13 protein-coding genes and 1 pseudogene are annotated in these 16,449 nt (G+C 40.5%); 4 read left to right on the top strand and 10 right to left on the bottom strand.

The window, feature by feature from the left end; genetic code table 11:
- The gene (locus tag ACU8V8_RS01560) at positions 1–2,106 is read right to left on the bottom strand and encodes a TonB-dependent siderophore receptor (protein WP_192542749.1); all 2,106 of its coding nucleotides are present in this window, start codon (positions 2,104–2,106) and stop codon (positions 1–3) included.
- Positions 2,107–2,705: 599 nt separating this feature from the next.
- Between ACU8V8_RS01560 and ACU8V8_RS01565 the strand changes: the two genes are divergently transcribed.
- Positions 2,706–3,623: a porin gene (locus tag ACU8V8_RS01565; RefSeq protein ID WP_192542748.1), complete on the top strand. Its 918-nt coding sequence runs from the start codon at positions 2,706–2,708 to the stop codon at positions 3,621–3,623.
- A gap of 94 nt (positions 3,624–3,717) precedes the next feature.
- Here ACU8V8_RS01565 and recG read toward each other — a convergent pair whose 3' ends face one another.
- The 3 genes and pseudogenes from recG to asnC form a co-directional block, all read right to left on the bottom strand.
- Positions 3,718–5,799, bottom strand: coding sequence for an ATP-dependent DNA helicase RecG (gene recG, locus ACU8V8_RS01570; protein WP_446888612.1), 2,082 nt, complete (start codon positions 5,797–5,799; stop codon positions 3,718–3,720).
- Between the two features lie 60 nt (positions 5,800–5,859).
- A pseudogene (gene trmH / locus ACU8V8_RS01575) lies at positions 5,860–6,547 on the bottom strand (tRNA (guanosine(18)-2'-O)-methyltransferase TrmH).
- 42 nt (positions 6,548–6,589) lie between these two features.
- The gene (gene asnC, locus ACU8V8_RS01580) at positions 6,590–7,048 is read right to left on the bottom strand and encodes a transcriptional regulator AsnC (protein ID WP_446888613.1); all 459 of its coding nucleotides are present in this window, start codon (positions 7,046–7,048) and stop codon (positions 6,590–6,592) included.
- A 189-nt stretch (positions 7,049–7,237) separates the two neighbouring features.
- On the opposite strand from asnC, the gene asnA reads away from it, so the two are divergent.
- Positions 7,238–8,233 (top strand): aspartate--ammonia ligase, encoded by a 996-nt coding sequence (gene asnA / locus ACU8V8_RS01585; protein ID WP_446888614.1) that lies wholly within the window; start codon positions 7,238–7,240, stop codon positions 8,231–8,233.
- A gap of 50 nt (positions 8,234–8,283) precedes the next feature.
- Here the strand turns inward: asnA and ACU8V8_RS01590 are convergent, their stop codons facing one another.
- The 6 genes from ACU8V8_RS01590 to ACU8V8_RS01615 all read right to left on the bottom strand — a co-directional run bounded on the left by ACU8V8_RS01590 (position 8,284) and on the right by ACU8V8_RS01615 (position 14,647).
- Positions 8,284–9,888, bottom strand: coding sequence for a DUF342 domain-containing protein (locus ACU8V8_RS01590; protein WP_446888615.1), 1,605 nt, complete (start codon positions 9,886–9,888; stop codon positions 8,284–8,286).
- A 139-nt stretch (positions 9,889–10,027) separates the two neighbouring features.
- Positions 10,028–10,420 (bottom strand): RidA family protein, encoded by a 393-nt coding sequence (locus ACU8V8_RS01595; RefSeq protein ID WP_446888616.1) that lies wholly within the window; start codon positions 10,418–10,420, stop codon positions 10,028–10,030.
- A 17-nt stretch (positions 10,421–10,437) separates the two neighbouring features.
- On the bottom strand, positions 10,438–12,537 hold the full coding sequence (gene spoT / locus ACU8V8_RS01600) for a bifunctional GTP diphosphokinase/guanosine-3',5'-bis pyrophosphate 3'-pyrophosphohydrolase (protein ID WP_446888617.1): 2,100 nt from the start codon (positions 12,535–12,537) through the stop codon (positions 10,438–10,440).
- Between the two features lie 128 nt (positions 12,538–12,665).
- Positions 12,666–12,941: a DNA-directed RNA polymerase subunit omega gene (rpoZ, locus tag ACU8V8_RS01605; protein WP_058560306.1), complete on the bottom strand. Its 276-nt coding sequence runs from the start codon at positions 12,939–12,941 to the stop codon at positions 12,666–12,668.
- Between the two features lie 104 nt (positions 12,942–13,045).
- Complete coding sequence (gene gmk, locus ACU8V8_RS01610) at positions 13,046–13,666, bottom strand: guanylate kinase (RefSeq protein WP_446888618.1); 621 nt, start codon at positions 13,664–13,666, stop codon at positions 13,046–13,048.
- A 120-nt stretch (positions 13,667–13,786) separates the two neighbouring features.
- Positions 13,787–14,647: a YicC/YloC family endoribonuclease gene (locus tag ACU8V8_RS01615; protein ID WP_290209522.1), complete on the bottom strand. Its 861-nt coding sequence runs from the start codon at positions 14,645–14,647 to the stop codon at positions 13,787–13,789.
- A 177-nt stretch (positions 14,648–14,824) separates the two neighbouring features.
- On the opposite strand from ACU8V8_RS01615, the gene rph reads away from it, so the two are divergent.
- Complete coding sequence (rph, locus tag ACU8V8_RS01620) at positions 14,825–15,538, top strand: ribonuclease PH (protein WP_058560283.1); 714 nt, start codon at positions 14,825–14,827, stop codon at positions 15,536–15,538.
- Positions 15,539–15,560: 22 nt separating this feature from the next.
- Entirely contained in the window at positions 15,561–16,205 is a 645-nt protein-coding gene (gene pyrE / locus ACU8V8_RS01625) for an orotate phosphoribosyltransferase (protein WP_087533049.1), read from the top strand.
- Positions 16,206–16,449: the final 244 nt, after the last annotated feature.

Genomic DNA, 16,449 nt, shown 5'->3' on the forward strand with positions numbered 1-16,449 from the left:
TTAAAAGCTGACGCTTAATGATGCAATAAGTGTCCGGCCGCGACCTGGTGCGACGCCCCAATCTATGCCTTTAGCACCGCCAGACAGCCAGTACTCTTTATCAAATAGGTTTTCGGCCTTAATTCGCAGTGTGGTATTAAAATCACTAAAGTGATATTTGGCACCTAAATCAAAGCGTGTATAAGCCGGAAGGTTCAAATTGTTATTAACATTTTGTTCCCGTTCACCCACATGAAACATGCCTGCATTTACACTTAGGTTTTCTAAGAAAGGTAGTTGATAATCTAAAAATAAATTTGCTTGGAATTTAGGTACATTTGCAGGACGGTTACCATTGAGTGCGGGTTCACCATCAAGTTCATCCAAACTAGGGTCCATAAATGTTATCGAAGCAACAGTCGATAGGCCTTTAATAAACGAGCCGCTGGCATTAAGTTCGATACCTTTATGAGATTGAGTCCCATCTTGTACAAAGTAATTGGTGATGTGGTTATGATATTCCAGCATTTTTTCAATTTCGAATACTGCAACGGAATAGTTCATTGAGTCAGTTTGGTATTTTATACCGGCTTCTATTTGTTCACTTTCTTGTGGCCCTAACGATTCGCCCTCATTAATTGCTCCACTGCCAATTACTGCTACGCCACCTTCTCCAGCACCTTCAGAGTAACTGGCATAAAAAGCGAGTTGATCGTTCGGGTTATAATTTAAGCCAATGATAGGTGTGCTGAAGGTGCGATTATCTAATGTTGATTTAGCTTGGTTTGGTGCGGTCTGATCTTTTTTATATTGAATATGACGCAGCCCTAGAGTCGCATAAAATACATCATTAAAATGCAGGGTATCGGTAATGAAAAATGAGCTTTCGGTTGTGTCTGTTGTTGTTGGGTCGGGGTATTCTGGGAATTCAGGTTTACTTACATGTGTAGGGCTAAATATGTTACCAACAGGATTGTCTAACTCAAACCAGCGACCATCTTTAGATTGGTAGTCACGAATACTTGCGCCAATAACGAGTTCATGTTCAATACCTGCAGTAACAAGTTGCCCTGTAAAGAAGCTGTGGGCAGAAACCGTATCATAGGTTTCATCTGGCGTGACTTGAATACTTGCTGATAGAACATTTCCTTCTAAGTCAACTGAATATATATCAGGAAAAATAGTGAATCTGTCATTCCCAGAAAGTGCGACTTGGTTAACCCACTGCCAATTATCATTGAGCCAAAAATCCACTCGCGCCGCTATATTGAAGGACTCGGTTTTATATCTTGCCCAAGGTTGGCCAAGTAATATTTCACTCGTGTCTACATAAGGAGGGAGCACGGAATGGCTATCATCATTTGGGTCACGCGCTAAACCAATAAGTGGTTGTGATACAGTGCTTTTGTCTTGATAGTCGCCATCTAAGCGAATAAAAATACGGTCAGACAGTTGCCAGTCTAGAGCTGCGCTGAAAAAGTGCCTTTCTAGATCGTCACCACCGGTAAAGTCGCCATTTTTTTCTACTGCGGCATTGATACGATAGCCAAAAGTTTGCTCACTATCTAAGGGGCCACCAAAATCTACATGAATATAACGGCCCGCACGACTACGAAATTCTGTCGTGATATCTAAAAAGGAGTCCATCGTTGGGCGCTTCGTTACATAGTTAATCGTACCGCCAGGATTATTAAAACCTGAGACCAAACTTGATGGGCCTTTAATAATATCGATTCGTTGAATATTCTCCAGTGGAACATCCTGATAAGGAGCAAGAGCGAGCCCATCTCGTCTTAGACCATTTGTCCAATCGAGTTGAAAGCCCCTCAGGCTGACAAAATCAAATACTGTGCCGATAGCCGTATTTTGTACAGATGCATCATTAGCAAGCACTTCGCTCAAAGTTTTTACTCTTTGATTCGTTATTAACTCTTCAGAAAAAGATTGAATAGAAATAGGTAAAAACTGAGGATCTTTGATCCCTAGTGCCGAGGCATTTACATCTCGGGTACTATAAAGTGGTGTACGCGTACCTTGAACTTCAAGTTTTTCAATAGATTGAGTTGCAAATGATTGCATTGAAAATAAACCAGTAAGAACACTTACTGTTAGAGCAGACCTTTTCATTTTTTTCCAACCTGAATTTAAGTAGTGTAAGTAATTATTGCTTTTAAATGTTATAACATAGCGAATATGACATGTTTGAATTTTAATTGGAAGTGATAATAGTTATCATTTTGTTGTGTTTGTTTTTTTATTTTGAGAATGGGGATAATAAAAAATGAGCGCTTATTATGGCTGGCGGAGATCACCTTTACTAGCAAGTATTAAGTGAGCAAAGCATATTATTAGTTATTTTATGTGTTGTTATATTGTTACATTTTTTGGTATAAAGTTAATGTAAATAAATGTAAATGAAGCTGTAATATAGCAAAATATTTATTTTTGTTTAAACTAATCGTATTGCTTCTATAATGAACTGACCATGTGTTTATAAGTTGTGGTGCAGTACAGTTTTAATAAGTCCAACATATACTACAGACTGTCTAACTTTATAACCAACGCATGTTCTTAAAAATATACTTTAATTACAAAAATAATTACTTTTTATGAATATAAATTGACGTTTTTGTTTCAGTTGTCATCTTTCTGTCATTTTTCACTGGCACACTGCGCTCAATCAAACACGAGTATGTGTTTTTCGTTGCGATTATTGAGGAAACGACATGAAATTTGCAAAGTCTAGCTTATTCCTAGCTTTATTTGGTGGTTTATCTTTTTCGGCATTTGCGGATGTACATGTGTACGGTAAAGCAAATGTAACCGTGCAGTCCTCAGATGATGGCGATGAATCGTTTACAGAGGTTAAGAGTAATGCTTCTCGTATCGGGTTCAAAGGCTCAGAAAAGCTGCGTGAAGGCTTAGAAGCTGTTTACAAATTTGAATTTCAGGTCAATGTATCAGATGACTCAAAAGATACTTTTACTTCTCGTAATCAATATGTTGGTTTGCAAGGCAGCTTTGGGCAACTCGTTATTGGTCGCAATGATACAGCTTTAAAGCAATCTCAAGGGAAGTTGGACTTATTTAACGACCTTGAAGGTGATATAAAAAATCTATTTAAAGGTGATAACCGCTTAAGTGATACGGTTACCTATTCTTCGAATGACTTTAATGGTTTAAAAGTGCTTGCAACTTATGTTGCCGAAAAAGACAGTGAAGGAGAGAATGGTTATTCATTAGCTCTTACATACGGAGATTCGGGTCTTAAAAAAAGCAAACTTTATGCATCTATTGCAGCTGATAGCGAAGTAAATGGGTATGATGTCATCCGCGCAAGTCTTCAAGGTAAAGTGGCTGATATTAAATTAGGCGCTATGTATCAAAAGCAAGAAAAAGTTGATGGGACTGGTGAAGCTGATGGCTATTTAGTCAATGCGGCATATACTTTGAATAGCAATACGTTCAAATTACAGTATCAAACGATTGATTTTAAAGATGGTGATAACAACTCTGCGATCTCAGTAGGTGTTGATCATAAGTTTACAAAAAATATTAAGTTGTTTGGCTTTTATTCAACCTATGATTTAGAGAGTGATGTGGATCAAGACTATATAGCGTTAGGTATGGAATATAAGTTTTAGGATTCTATATTAATTTTTAAGGCCCTGTTGCTATTGCTTGGGGCCTTGTAGCTTCTTTGTATGTTTAACCTTTGTTTGCACAATATTTAATGCTTTAAGCCTGTGCATAAGCTGACTTACCAGCAAGCCAGCGCTGGATGAGCTTTTCTACTTGCTCTGGGTATTGGTTAAGCATTTGCATTGCGATAGGCCTAACTTGATTGAGTGTTTGTTTATCACGGTTTAAATCAGCGATTTTAAACTCAGCTAATCCTGTCTGCTTAGTACCAAGCACCTCACCTGGCCCGCGTATTTCTAAATCACGCTCAGCAATAACAAAGCCATCATTACTATCTCTTAATACTCCTAAGCGTTTTTGTGCTGTTGCAGATAAAGGGGCGTGATAAAGCAGCACACAGTGAGAAGCAACAGCACCACGGCCTACGCGTCCGCGTAATTGGTGTAACTGTGCAAGTCCCAATCGCTCAGGATTTTCAATAATGATTAAACTGGCATTTGGTACATCTACGCCCACCTCTATGACTGTTGTTGCCACCAATACGTGAATGTTGCCTGCTTTAAAATCACTCATGATGGCTTGTTTTTCTGCGGGTTTCATTCGTCCATGTACAAGGCCCACTTTTAACTCTGGGAGTGCTTGGGTTAATTGTAATGCAGAGTCTTCAGCCGCTTGGCATTGCAGTACTTCGGATTCATCAATTAAGGTGCACACCCAATACACTTGCCTACCTTGCTCATTGCACGCTGTTTTCACACGATTAATGATTTCATCACGGCGCGTATCAGGTATTGCAACTGTGGTGATTGGTGTGCGCCCAGGTGGTAATTCATCTATCACCGAGGTTTCTAGGTCGGCGTAGGCTGTCATCGCAAGTGTACGAGGGATGGGTGTTGCTGTCATCACTAACTGGTGCGGGTAGCAATCTCCAAATCGGCCTTTTTCACGCAGTGATAAACGCTGATGAACACCGAACCGGTGTTGCTCATCAATTATAATTAGTACCAGGTTATTAAATGTAACTTGCTCTTGAAATAATGCATGCGTCCCTACAATCATTTGTGCTTCACCTGAAGCGATTTTTTCTAGTGTTGCATTACGCTCTTTCCCTTTAGTTTTACCACCAAGCCAGGCCGTTGTTATGCCTAAGTCTGTAAACCACTGAGTAAAGGTAATACCGTGTTGCTCAGAAAGTATTTCTGTAGGAGCCATTAATGCAACCTGATAGCCCTGTGCTATTGCTGTCAGCGCACTTAAAGCTGCTACCAAGGTTTTACCTGAGCCTACATCACCTTGAACCAAACGCATCATTGGATAAGTATGTTGTAAGTCGGCTTTAATCTCGTTCACCACGCGACTTTGCGCGTTAGTCGGGGCAAAGGAGAGTTGAGCAAGAAAGTTATTCTCAAGTTGCTGACTAGCAGTAAGCGCGACGGCTTTTACTTGCTGACCTTGTTGGCGTAACTTTAATAAGCTTAGGTTTTGTGCCAATAACTCTTCGAATACCAGCCTTTGTTGAGCAGGGTGAGTGCCAAGCTCTAACGCGGTAACATCTACATCATTGTTAGGGCGGTGAAGTAGATATAAAGCCTGTGTCAGTCCTATCCCTGCATGTTGAAACTGCTCGGGTAATAACTCTTCAATTTGATATTTCTCTAATAATGTAATGGCTTGATCACTCAAAGCGCGAATAGAGAGTTGTTTTAAACCTTCGGTGGTTGAGTACACAGGTGTTAATGTTGTTGCTGTAGGTTGCTCAGAAGGTGTGTCGCTAATACTGTACTCAGGATGAGTCATTTCAAAGCCAACACGCCCGCGGCGAATTTCCCCAAAACAACGAATGATTTTCCCCCCACTCATGGCATTTTTTTGCGCAGCACTAAAATTAAAAAATCGCAGTGTTAATCTACCTGTGCCATCGTTTACCTGGCACACTAGCATTCGGCGCTTACCAAAGGTTATTTGACTGGTTTCGATGGTGGCTTCAATACTGACATGGCTGTGAGGTTGTAACTCATTGATGGCATAAATTCGAGTGCGATCTTCATATCGTAACGGCAAATGAAAGAGCATATCTTGTACTGTAGTAATGCCTAACTTTTTTAGGCGCTCAGCCATTTTTGGCCCAACACCTTTGAGATCTGTAATTGGGTAACGACTTAAATCAGGCTTTGACAAAATAGGCTCAACACTTTCATTTTTAGATGTTTTTGAGTTTACGTGCGAACAAGCAAGGCATCAAGCATGTTTTAGTGTGTGCCAAAAAGCTTCATCCGCGATGATCTCGCCATTGTCATCCAGTGCAGGATAAGGTAAAGACTTTTCTTTGCACTTTTGTGCAATAATTGGATGGCAACCTTCAAACAGCATCGTATGCTTTATGCCGCTTGGCAACATATTACGATTGTATAAGCCCGCCTTTAAGCGCTGATGTTGTGCTTCGAATAAAATCAGTGCAGCAGCCACAGATACATTTAATGATTGTGCCATTCCTTGCATTGGAATAATGATATTTTTATCGGCGTGGGCCAGTGCAGTTGGCGAAATCCCAGTTTTTTCTTGGCCTACAATAATTGCGGTGGGTTTTGTGTAATCAATATCACGATAATCAATTGCATCTGGGCTCAAGTGTGTTGCAAGTATTTGTACGTCAGGGTTGTGGTTACGCATTGTACTGACAGCATCATCTATATTTTTATGAAGGTGTGTATCAATCCAGGTTCTTGCTTCCTCCAGAAGTATTATTGGTAAGCCATTTTTGATTCTCAGGCCATACAGCATGCACATGGTGGCAGCCCACAGCATCAGCGCTTCTTACTATGGCTGATAAATTATGGTGCTTATGCACATCTTCTAAGCATACAGTTAAATCTGTTTGGCGGCGATCCAATACACTTTTAACTCGATGAAAACGTGTGTTTTCCATTCTTTATTTTCTCTTTTAACTCGTAATTAACGTAATTATACCTTAAGGCATAACACTGCGGCTAATGGGGTTTTGCAGTGAGATCAGAGTTTCTGTCGATTGTATTGCTTCTATGGCCTGTATTTTATTGATTAATACATCTTGTAGGTGGTCAATTGAACGGGTCATTACCTTTATAAATATGCTGTAGTTACCGGTGGTGTAATACGCCTCAACAACTTCTTCAAGCTCCTTAAGCAGTATCAAGGTTTGTGGGTAATCTCGCGCGTTATTTAAGTTAATGCCAATAAAGCAGCACACATCATAGCCAAGCTGTTTTGCATCAATCTTTACTTGCGTGCCAGCAATAATACCTGCTTGCTTCATTTTTTCTACGCGCACGTGAATTGTGCCGGCACTTACAGCAAAGCGTTTAGCTAATTCGGCATAAGCTGTGCGCGCATTATCCATTAAGGCGTGAAGTATCTGTTTATCGAGATTATCGATTTGATAATTTTCCATATAATTTTGGCTCTATAATTATTGAATATTTGTTTTTTATACCACTATTTTAATTGAAATTATATGTTGAGGCTGTTTTTGTTGTTGGTTATTGAATTTTGTTGCTAAATGGTTGAGGATTGCTTTATTGAAGTTTGTCGCAGCGACAAAATAAGCAAGTAACAATAACTGGGAATGAGGCCAATTATTATGAGTTCACACTATGTGCAGCAACAGCAGCAAATAAGTAAAGTTAAGCAGTTTTTTTCACAGCAGCTTGAGCAGAAATTAGGGCTAATTGAAGTACAGGCCCCCATTTTGGCTAAAGTGGGTGATGGCATTCAAGATAACTTAAGTGGCACTGAAAACGCGGTAAGCGTATCGGTAAAAACGCTCCCAGGTAGTCAATTCGAAGTTGTACACTCACTCGCTAAGTGGAAGCGTAAAACCTTGGCACAACATGGCTTTGCGGTAGGCGAAGGGCTATACACTCACATGAAAGCATTGCGCCCAGATGAAGAATCTTTGAGCCCAATTCACTCAGTTTATGTTGATCAATGGGATTGGGAAAAGGTTATTTGTGCCACATCAGAGCGCTCACTTGAAAAACTCAAAGAGACTGTCAACTCGCTCTATCAAGGCTTAAAAGCAACAGAGCAGTTTGTTGCAGATGAATTTGGTATCGCAGGTTTTTTGCCTGAGAAAATTACCTTTGTACATTCAGAACAACTTCGCCAAATGTATCCTGACTTTACCGCAAAGCAGCGCGAAAAAGCGATTGCACAAGAGTATGGAGCTGTGTTTTTAATTGGTATTGGAGGTCAACTAGGTGATGGTAAAATACATGATGTGCGTGCACCGGATTATGACGATTGGTCTACCCAAACGTGTGAACAATACAGTGGCTTAAACGGTGATATTCTTGTCTGGAACCCAGTACTAGAAGATGCTTTTGAAATATCATCAATGGGCATTCGAGTAAGTCCAGATGCATTAATGAAGCAGCTTGAAATTACTGCAGATCAAGCGCGTTTAGAATTCGATTGGCATAAACAGCTACTGGCAAATGAATTTCCACAAACCATTGGTGGTGGTATCGGGCAGTCTCGACTAGCAATGTTGCTGTTACAAAAGCCACATATTGGTCAAGTTCAGGTTGGTGTTTGGAGCGAAGAGCTAAAGCAAGAAGTAGCAGGAATACTCTAAAATAAGTTCAGATCCAGAGGCGTAAGGCCTCTGAATGTTTAACTTTGAAGTTAACTAGTTTTAAACTCTACTTCGATTTTACCTTCTTGTAATTTTACATTGCAAGGAGGGTAGTTACGGTTAGTTTTTAAAACTTTATCAAAAATATGAATTTCAACACCGGAGTGAAGTACCTTGTTCACTGCTAAATTTGCGTCATTAAGTAAGTCATGTAAATGATGCTCTAATTTTGAAAGGCGTTGTTCAAGTTGCTCCGCCTGCTGGCAGTAATGCTGTTGGGTGGCACCTATTTTTGCGATAAGTTGCTTTTTCTTATCTGCATCTTTAACTAAATCAGCTTTTTCTAAGGCTGCTTGCAAGGTGTCGAGTTGCTCATCTGTTTTAGCTAACTCTTTAAAACAGTTGTCAGTCTCTTCAGTGATCTCTTTACCAGAAGTTGCCATATTAATTAACATTTTAGCGCCAGATTCATTGCCTATTTCGCCAGCGATGATCATACCGGCATCAAGTACTTCACCACCAAATATTTTGCCTTGAGGGTTATCTTTTTGACCAACTTGTAATAAACGCGTGGCTTTCATCATACAGTGGCTCGCTTGGCGCTCAATAAAAATATTGTTGCCGCTGATGAAGCTATATTGAGCATGAGAAAGGTGGATATCACCAGCACTGATAATTTTGCAAGATAAAGACTTATCATCTAGCTGGTGGCCGATAACTCCTTGCTTGATAGTAATATTGCCTTGAGCGGTGAGTTCGCCAGATTCAACGGTACCCATGACAGTAATATCACCTTTTGCAGTGACCTTCATACCAGGTTCAATATTTTGGGTAACGATAACACTGCCATCAAAGTTAACATGGCCGCTTTTAACATTAACGTCTTTAACGGTATAAATGTCATCAACGCGCATACCATTGGTTATTTCAACAGGCACTCCGGAAATAGTCGAAACCAGTTCTAAAGGGTTTGTTTTTGATATTTCAGTGCCTTCACCTGCGACTAAAGAGAAGCTTTCGCCTGGTTTTGCTGGAAGCGAATCACCAGTCACCGTAAAGCCTTCTTTGCCGGGAGTTGCAGGTTGTTGTTGAATTAGAAGTACACCAGGCTCAACACTTGCGAGCTTGCCGAAGTCACGCATATCTACGGTGCCATCTTCACGCAGTTTGGGGGCATTTAAACGTTCTTTTAAAGTTTGTACTTGCGGGATTAATCGTGACGATAACCCATCTACCGGGAGGCGGCCTTTGGCTAATATTCCTTTCGCTGTATGTCCCGCGGGTAGTTCAAATTGTTGTTGTAATAGCTGCTCTAAAAAGGCTTGCTTATACCCTCTTGCGATACCTGCTTTTATTAATTGTTGTTTGGCTGTATCCAAGTCGAGAACTTTACCACCTTGCGCTAATGTTAGTTCACCGGTTGCAAGCATTTTATCGTCACTGATAGCTACAACGAGAGTAGCATCATGTTTACTGGCAACGACAATAGTACGCTCATTACTAGGCGCATCAAAATAGGCTTTAATGGACTCTTGATCAACACGACATTCACAAAATTTAGATCGCTCAAGCGCTTCAATTACAAAAGCGGCGCTGGGAGGTGAATGCTCTATTACATCCAGTAATACGTTACCATTATGGGCTAGCTTAAACACACATTATCCTTTTGCACTACTAAAGTTAAAGGTTTTTATTTTTATCATTATAGAGTGCTAGAGAAATTAATAACTGTCAAGAAATTAGGGTGGCTATTAGAGGGGAGTGGCATCCAAATAGTTTGGATGCCTGATAGGTTTAGTTGGTTGAAGGCAATTCCATGATGCCATCTATTTCAACTTGTACGTTTTTAGGTAAAGCGCGAACGCCTATTGCTGCACGGGCAGGATAAGGAGCTTTGAAGTATTGGCTCATTACTTCGTTAACAGTAGCAAAGTTTGATAGATCCGTTAGGTATATATTTACTTTAACGAGGTCTTGAATGGTACCACCGGCCTCTTTGCAAACCGCGCTGATGTTTTTAAACACTTGGTGAGTCTGCTGTGCAAAATCTTCTGAGATCACTTCCATTGTTTCAGGCACAAGTGGTATTTGCCCTGATAGGTAAACTGCAGTGCCGACCTTAACTGCTTGGCTGTATGTACCAATAGCTGCAGGGGCTTGTTCAGTAGAAATAAATGCTTTGTTCATGATTTTCCTATTATTTTTTACGATAGACTTTTTTGCACATCAGGCATTACGCGAATACGGCGCATGATGTTAGCAACGTGAACACGGTTTTTAACGGTGATCCCAAGATCCATCACATAGAGATTACTTTCTTTTTCATCAGTCGTTATTTCAACTATATTTGCTTGTGTAGTTGCCACGACATTGGTTAGTTTTGCCAGTGCGCCTTGATGGTTGATTATTTCAACGCGCAGGGCAGCAATATATTCTTTTTCTGGGTTATCGTCCCATTTTACGATTAGGTATTTAGAGCGTTCAGACTCCCAACCTCGAATGTTTTTACATTCTTGGCGGTGCACGGTAACGCCTTTACCTTGGCTTATATGGGCAGTAATGGCATCACCTGGCACTGGGCGGCAACATTTAGAGTAGTTAACCAGCATGCCTTCGGTGCCGATGATAGTTGCTTTTGCATTCTTCGCTATATCGCTTAAATCTTCATCATCGTTTTGCAGCAAACGCCGAGCGATTAACATACTCATTAGATTACCAGAGCCAATTTCAACCAATAACTCTAATACAGTGTTTAAATTATGCTCGTCCAATACTCGTGTTATATTTTCATCAGGTAAGTCACTGAATTTGGCTTCACCTAATGCTGAATCAAGTAAGCGCCTCCCTAATTGCAGCGCTTCTTCTTGATGTTGATTTTTTAAGTAATTACGAATCCCTAAGCGTGCTTTACCGGTAACAATAAAGTTAAGCCAAGTTGCATTTGGGTGTGCACCAGAGCTGGTTATGACTTCGACGGTTTGGCCTGTATCTAATGCTTTACTCAGTGGGTGAGGCTTGCGGTTAACCCTGGCTCCAACACAGGTATTACCTACGTCAGTATGAACAGCATAAGCAAAATCAACAGCCGTTGCACCCATTGGCAACTCGACGATACGGCCATCTGGAGTAAATACGTAAATCTCTTCAGGGAATAATTCGGTTTTAACGTTTTCAACAAATTCAAATGATGAACCTGCACTTTGCTGTAGCTCTAATAAGCTTTGCATCCATTGACGAGCACGTTGTTGCGCCGTATGACCTGCGCCATCACCGGCTTTTTTGTACATCCAATGTGCTGCTACCCCTTTATCAGCCATATGGTCCATATCATGAGTACGAATTTGTATCTCAACTGGAATGCCATGAGGGCCGACAAGTGAAGTGTGCAGAGATTGATAACCATTGGTTTTTGGTACGGCAATATAATCTTTAAAGCGAGTTTCTATTGGTTTGTATAAGTTATGCGCAACACCCAGCACTCTGTAGCAGGTATCCATAGATTCTACGGCAATTCTAAACGCGTAAATATCCATGACTTCATTAAACAGCAGCTCTTTATTTAGCATCTTTTTATAAATGCTATATAAGTGTTTTTCACGCCCCGATACAGTTGCAGTAATACCCGCTTCTTCTAGACGCGCTGTTATTTCTGTTTGAATATTTGAAATAACTTCTTTGCGGTTTCCACGTGCTTTTGCAACTTCCGATTTTAGCGCTCTGTGGCGCATAGGGTAGAGGGCTTGAAAGCCTAAATCCTCTAGTTCATTTTTAATATCATGAATACCCAAACGGTTAGCGATGGGTGCATAAATCTCAAGTGTTTCTCTTGCAATCCTGCGTCGCTTATCAGGACGAAGCGCTCCCAAAGTTCGCATGTTATGAGTACGGTCGGCAAGCTTAATTAAAATAACGCGAATATCCTGCGTCATGGCCATAATCATTTTACGATAGTTTTCAGCTTGGAATTCTTTTTTATCTTTAAAGCTAAGTTTATCGAGCTTGCTCACGCCTTCAACTAGCTCTGCAACAGTGTCGCCAAAAATTTCGGCTAAGTCTTGTTGACTAAAATCGGTATCTTCGATTACATCGTGCATCAAGGCAGCCATGAGAGTTTCATGGTCTAAGTGCATGCCCGCAAGAATTTGGCTCACTTCAACGGGGTGAGTTATATAAGGTTCGCCACTTGAGCGAGTTTGACCTTCGTGCGCTTCTCGAGCAACTACATAGGCTTTTTGTACCAGTTCTACATCTGCCGGTGGCAAGTATTCTGATATTTTCTTTTTTAAACCTTCAAAAAGATACATTCACACTCCAATGTTCTCGTGAAGCAAATAGGTAACGGTATGTTAAGAATATACGATGAAAAGAAGGGATTGCCAACGGCTAGAGTAGAAATACTACACCGTTGGCTAAATCGGACCGGGAAGTCAGATTATTGGTTGCCACCCACGATAGCAGCAACGGCAGCCATTTCAGCCGCTTCTTGGTGTTGTTGCTCTTCACGATCAATAACATCCATTGATGAACTATCAACTAAACCAAGTTCAATTTCACGTAAAGCAACGACTGTTGGCTTATCGTTTTCTGGGTCAACCAGTGGGTTTTTACCGCCCACTGCGATTTGGCGGGCACGACGAGCCGCAACTAAAATTAAGTCAAAACGATTACCAATTGCATCTACTGCATCTTCAACAGTTACGCGAGCCATCTTCAGCACTCCAAATAAATTTTTAAGCAAAGACGTAGTTTACTGCACCCAGCAAGATTCGCCAATAGCTAGTGGTTAATTTTTATCTATAAATATATCAATAGTTATTTTATTAAGTCAGCAATTAGATCTTTATGACGAACTGACTGACATTGCAACGACAAGCGTTTTGCAAGCACTATTGTTTCAATTTGTGCCAGTGCAGTATTAAAATCATCATTTACAACTACATAGTCATACTCATCATAGTGAGAGCTTTCAGATTGCGCCTGTGCCATACGTCCAGCAATTACTTCGGCTGAATCTTGACCTCGGCTATTTAAGCGTGATTCTAATTCTTGTTTGGATGGAGGAAGAATAAAAATAGTTTCAACGTCATCAACTAATTTACGCATCTGTTGTGCGCCTTGCCAATCAATATCTAAAAACACATCGATACCAGCAGCGAGTTGCTCTTCAATCGCTTGCTTAGATGTGCCGTAATAGTTATCAAATACTTGTGCCCACTCAAAAAAGTCATTTTGTTCAATCAAGCGTTTAAACTCGTCAACTGTTACAAAATGATAGTGCACGGCATTTTCTTCACCAGGGCGAGGCAAGCGAGTAGTGTGCGAAACAGATACTTTCATATCAGTGTGTTTTGCTAATAAAGCATTTATTAGGCTTGATTTACCCGCCCCCGAAGGCGCTGATAATATAAATAAGTTTCCGCGAGTTTGCGTCATGAATTTGTTCTCTGCTAAAAATAAATAGGCTTGAGTTACGAATAACTCAAGCCTTTAATATTGATATTGTACTTTATTTAACGAACATTGCTCAAGTTGCTTACTTAAGCGAGTATTTGGTTACTCGATATTCTGGATCTGCTCACGCATTTGCTCAATCAAAACTTTTAGCTCTACCGCTGCATTGGTGATGTCGCTGTTAATTGATTTAGAGGCGAGGGTGTTTGCTTCGCGGTTGAACTCTTGCATCATAAAATCTAAACGACGGCCACATGCGCCGCCTTTTTTAAGGATTTTTTTAGTTTCTTTCACATGCGACTTTAAGCGGTCTAGTTCTTCAGCTACATCTTGCTTTTGGGCAAGGTAAATTAGCTCTTGTTCTAAGCGAGACTCATCGATATCGGTTTTTAAATCCTCTAACTTTTGATTTAATTTTTCACGCTGCCATTTTGCTATTTCAGGCATGTGGGTTTCTACAACAGCAACTTGCTCTAAAATAGCATCAAGACGTGTGGCTATCATTTCTTCAAGGTTTGCACCTTCATCAGCTCTAGCCGATTTAAAGTCTTCGATAACTTGATCAAAGCCTGAAATAAGGGCGGTGTTAACGCTGTCCATATCAAGCTCTTCGGCTTCCATGACACCAGGCCAACGTAGGATATCAACAGGGTTAATGTCACCATTACTTTGTTGTTGCACCCATTTAGCACTATTTATAAGTTGCGCAGCAAGCGATTCATTTATTGAAAGCTCACCAACGTGGGCAGGGTTGGCAACAAATTTTAAGAATACTTCAACTTTACCGCGCTGTAAGTGCTTACGTAAGCGTTCACGAATAACGGGCTCCATGCCACGAAATTGCTCAGGCGCACGAATAAAAGTTTCAAGGTAACGTTGGTTAACTGAACGTACTTCCCACGTGCCAGTGCCCCAATCGCCTTTTATTTCGCGACGCGCGTAAGCTGTCATACTGTGGATCATGGATGGTTTCCTAGTTTATTTAAACAATATTGAACTGATTATACCGTATCACTGCATAAGCTCTAGCGGAAATTTTTGTTGATGTTGTTTTTGCTTATAGCATTTCTACAATTCACCATGGCATCTGCCGCTATATATACTTATAATATGTCAAATTCAGAATTAAGGGGATCGTTAATGCGTCCAAGCGAAAGAACACCTAACCAAATTAGACCGGTTACATTTACACGTAATTATACATTACATGCCGAAGGCTCTGTGCTGGTTGAGTTTGGGAATACTAAAGTACTGTGTACAGCTACAGTTGAATCAGGTGTACCGCGTTTTATGAAAGGCCAAGGTAAAGGGTGGATCACTGCCGAGTACGGAATGTTACCGCGCTCAACCCATACTCGCAATGGTCGTGAAGCGGCGCGAGGAAAGCAAAGCGGTCGTACAATGGAAATTCAACGCTTAATAGCACGCTCTCTTCGCGCTGCGGTTGATTTAAAAGCATTAGGTGAAAACACGATTACAATCGACTGTGATGTAATTCAAGCCGATGGCGGTACGCGTACTGCATCTATCAGTGGTGCTTGTGTTGCCTTAGTCGATGCACTGACTCATATGCGTAGCAAAGGTATGATCAACTCTAATCCTCTTAAATTCATGATCGCTGCAATTTCTGTGGGCGTTTATAAAGGCCAAGCGATTAGTGATTTAGAATACCTAGAAGACTCTGATGCTGAAACAGACATGAATGTGATTCTAACTGAAACAGGAAAAATCATCGAAGTGCAAGGTACAGCCGAAGGTGAACCGTTCTCGTTTGACGAGCTTGATGAGCTGCTAACTTTAGCTAAACATTCAATTCGCGAAATTATTGACGTGCAAAAGCAAGCACTCGCTTAATAAAGTAATAGGTTTAATAGTAATGAAAGATTATCAAATAGAGTTTATTGAATTTGCACTTGAAAAGCAGGTACTTAAATTTGGCGAGTTTACTTTAAAATCAGGCCGTACTAGCCCTTACTTTTTCAATGCTGGTTTATTTAACACTGGCCGTGACCTTGCACGCCTTGGCCGTTTTTATGCTGCAGCTTTAGAAGATGCGGCAATCGATTATGATGTTTTATTTGGCCCAGCATATAAAGGTATTCCAATTGCGACCACCACAGCCGTAGCGTTGGCTGATCATCATAATAAAGATGTGCCTTATTGCTTTAACCGTAAAGAGAAAAAAGCGCATGGTGAAGGTGGTACATTAGTAGGCTCTGAGCTCAAAGGCAAAATCATGTTAGTTGATGATGTGATAACCGCAGGTACTGCTATTCGTGAGTCAATGGAAATCATTGCGCAAAATGGTGCAGACTTAAGTGGTGTATTAATCGCACTTGATCGCCAAGAGAAAGGTAAAGCAGAGTTATCAGCTATTCAAGAAGTTGAACGTGACTTTGGTACTAAGGTTATTTCTATTGTGAAATTAGCTGATCTTATTAGTTACCTTGAAAGCAAAGGTACAATGGATGAACATCTAGAAGCGGTTAAAGCATACCGTGAACAATACGGCATTGCTTAATTAAGCATTGTTCAAGTGTCATCTAATTATTATCAAGTAAAAGCCCAGTGATTTTCACTGGGCTTTTTACATTAAATCACTTAATCAGGTTATTAAAACGTAAATTAAGTATAGGTTTTGTAGTGTTTGGCATGAATAGTGAGCGAACAGCACTTTATTTCAAGTTTTCTTTAAAAAACGCTTGCGTAAAAATCTGTTCTCCCTATAATGCGACCCCACTGAGACGGCAGAGCAGGCAACGCTT

This window comes from Pseudoalteromonas sp. SaAl2, assembly GCF_052947895.1.

Bases quoted from the DNA above. Each gene is read 5' to 3' on its own strand.
- asnC (WP_446888613.1), bottom strand. From the start codon at position 7,048: ATGGAAAATTATCAAATCGATAATCTCGATAAACAGATACTTCACGCC.
- asnA (WP_446888614.1), top strand. From the start codon at position 7,238: ATGAGTTCACACTATGTGCAGCAACAGCAGCAAATAAGTAAAGTTAAG.
- ACU8V8_RS01595 (WP_446888616.1), bottom strand. From the start codon at position 10,420: ATGAACAAAGCATTTATTTCTACTGAACAAGCCCCTGCAGCTATTGGT.
- rpoZ (WP_058560306.1), bottom strand. From the start codon at position 12,941: ATGGCTCGCGTAACTGTTGAAGATGCAGTAGATGCAATTGGTAATCGT.
- ACU8V8_RS01615 (WP_290209522.1), bottom strand. From the start codon at position 14,647: ATGATCCACAGTATGACAGCTTACGCGCGTCGCGAAATAAAAGGCGAT.
- rph (WP_058560283.1), top strand. From the start codon at position 14,825: ATGCGTCCAAGCGAAAGAACACCTAACCAAATTAGACCGGTTACATTT.
- spoT (WP_446888617.1), bottom strand. From the start codon at position 12,537: ATGTATCTTTTTGAAGGTTTAAAAAAGAAAATATCAGAATACTTGCCA.
- ACU8V8_RS01565 (WP_192542748.1), top strand. From the start codon at position 2,706: ATGAAATTTGCAAAGTCTAGCTTATTCCTAGCTTTATTTGGTGGTTTA.
- pyrE (WP_087533049.1), top strand. From the start codon at position 15,561: ATGAAAGATTATCAAATAGAGTTTATTGAATTTGCACTTGAAAAGCAG.
- ACU8V8_RS01560 (WP_192542749.1), bottom strand. From the start codon at position 2,106: ATGAAAAGGTCTGCTCTAACAGTAAGTGTTCTTACTGGTTTATTTTCA.
- gmk (WP_446888618.1), bottom strand. From the start codon at position 13,666: ATGACGCAAACTCGCGGAAACTTATTTATATTATCAGCGCCTTCGGGG.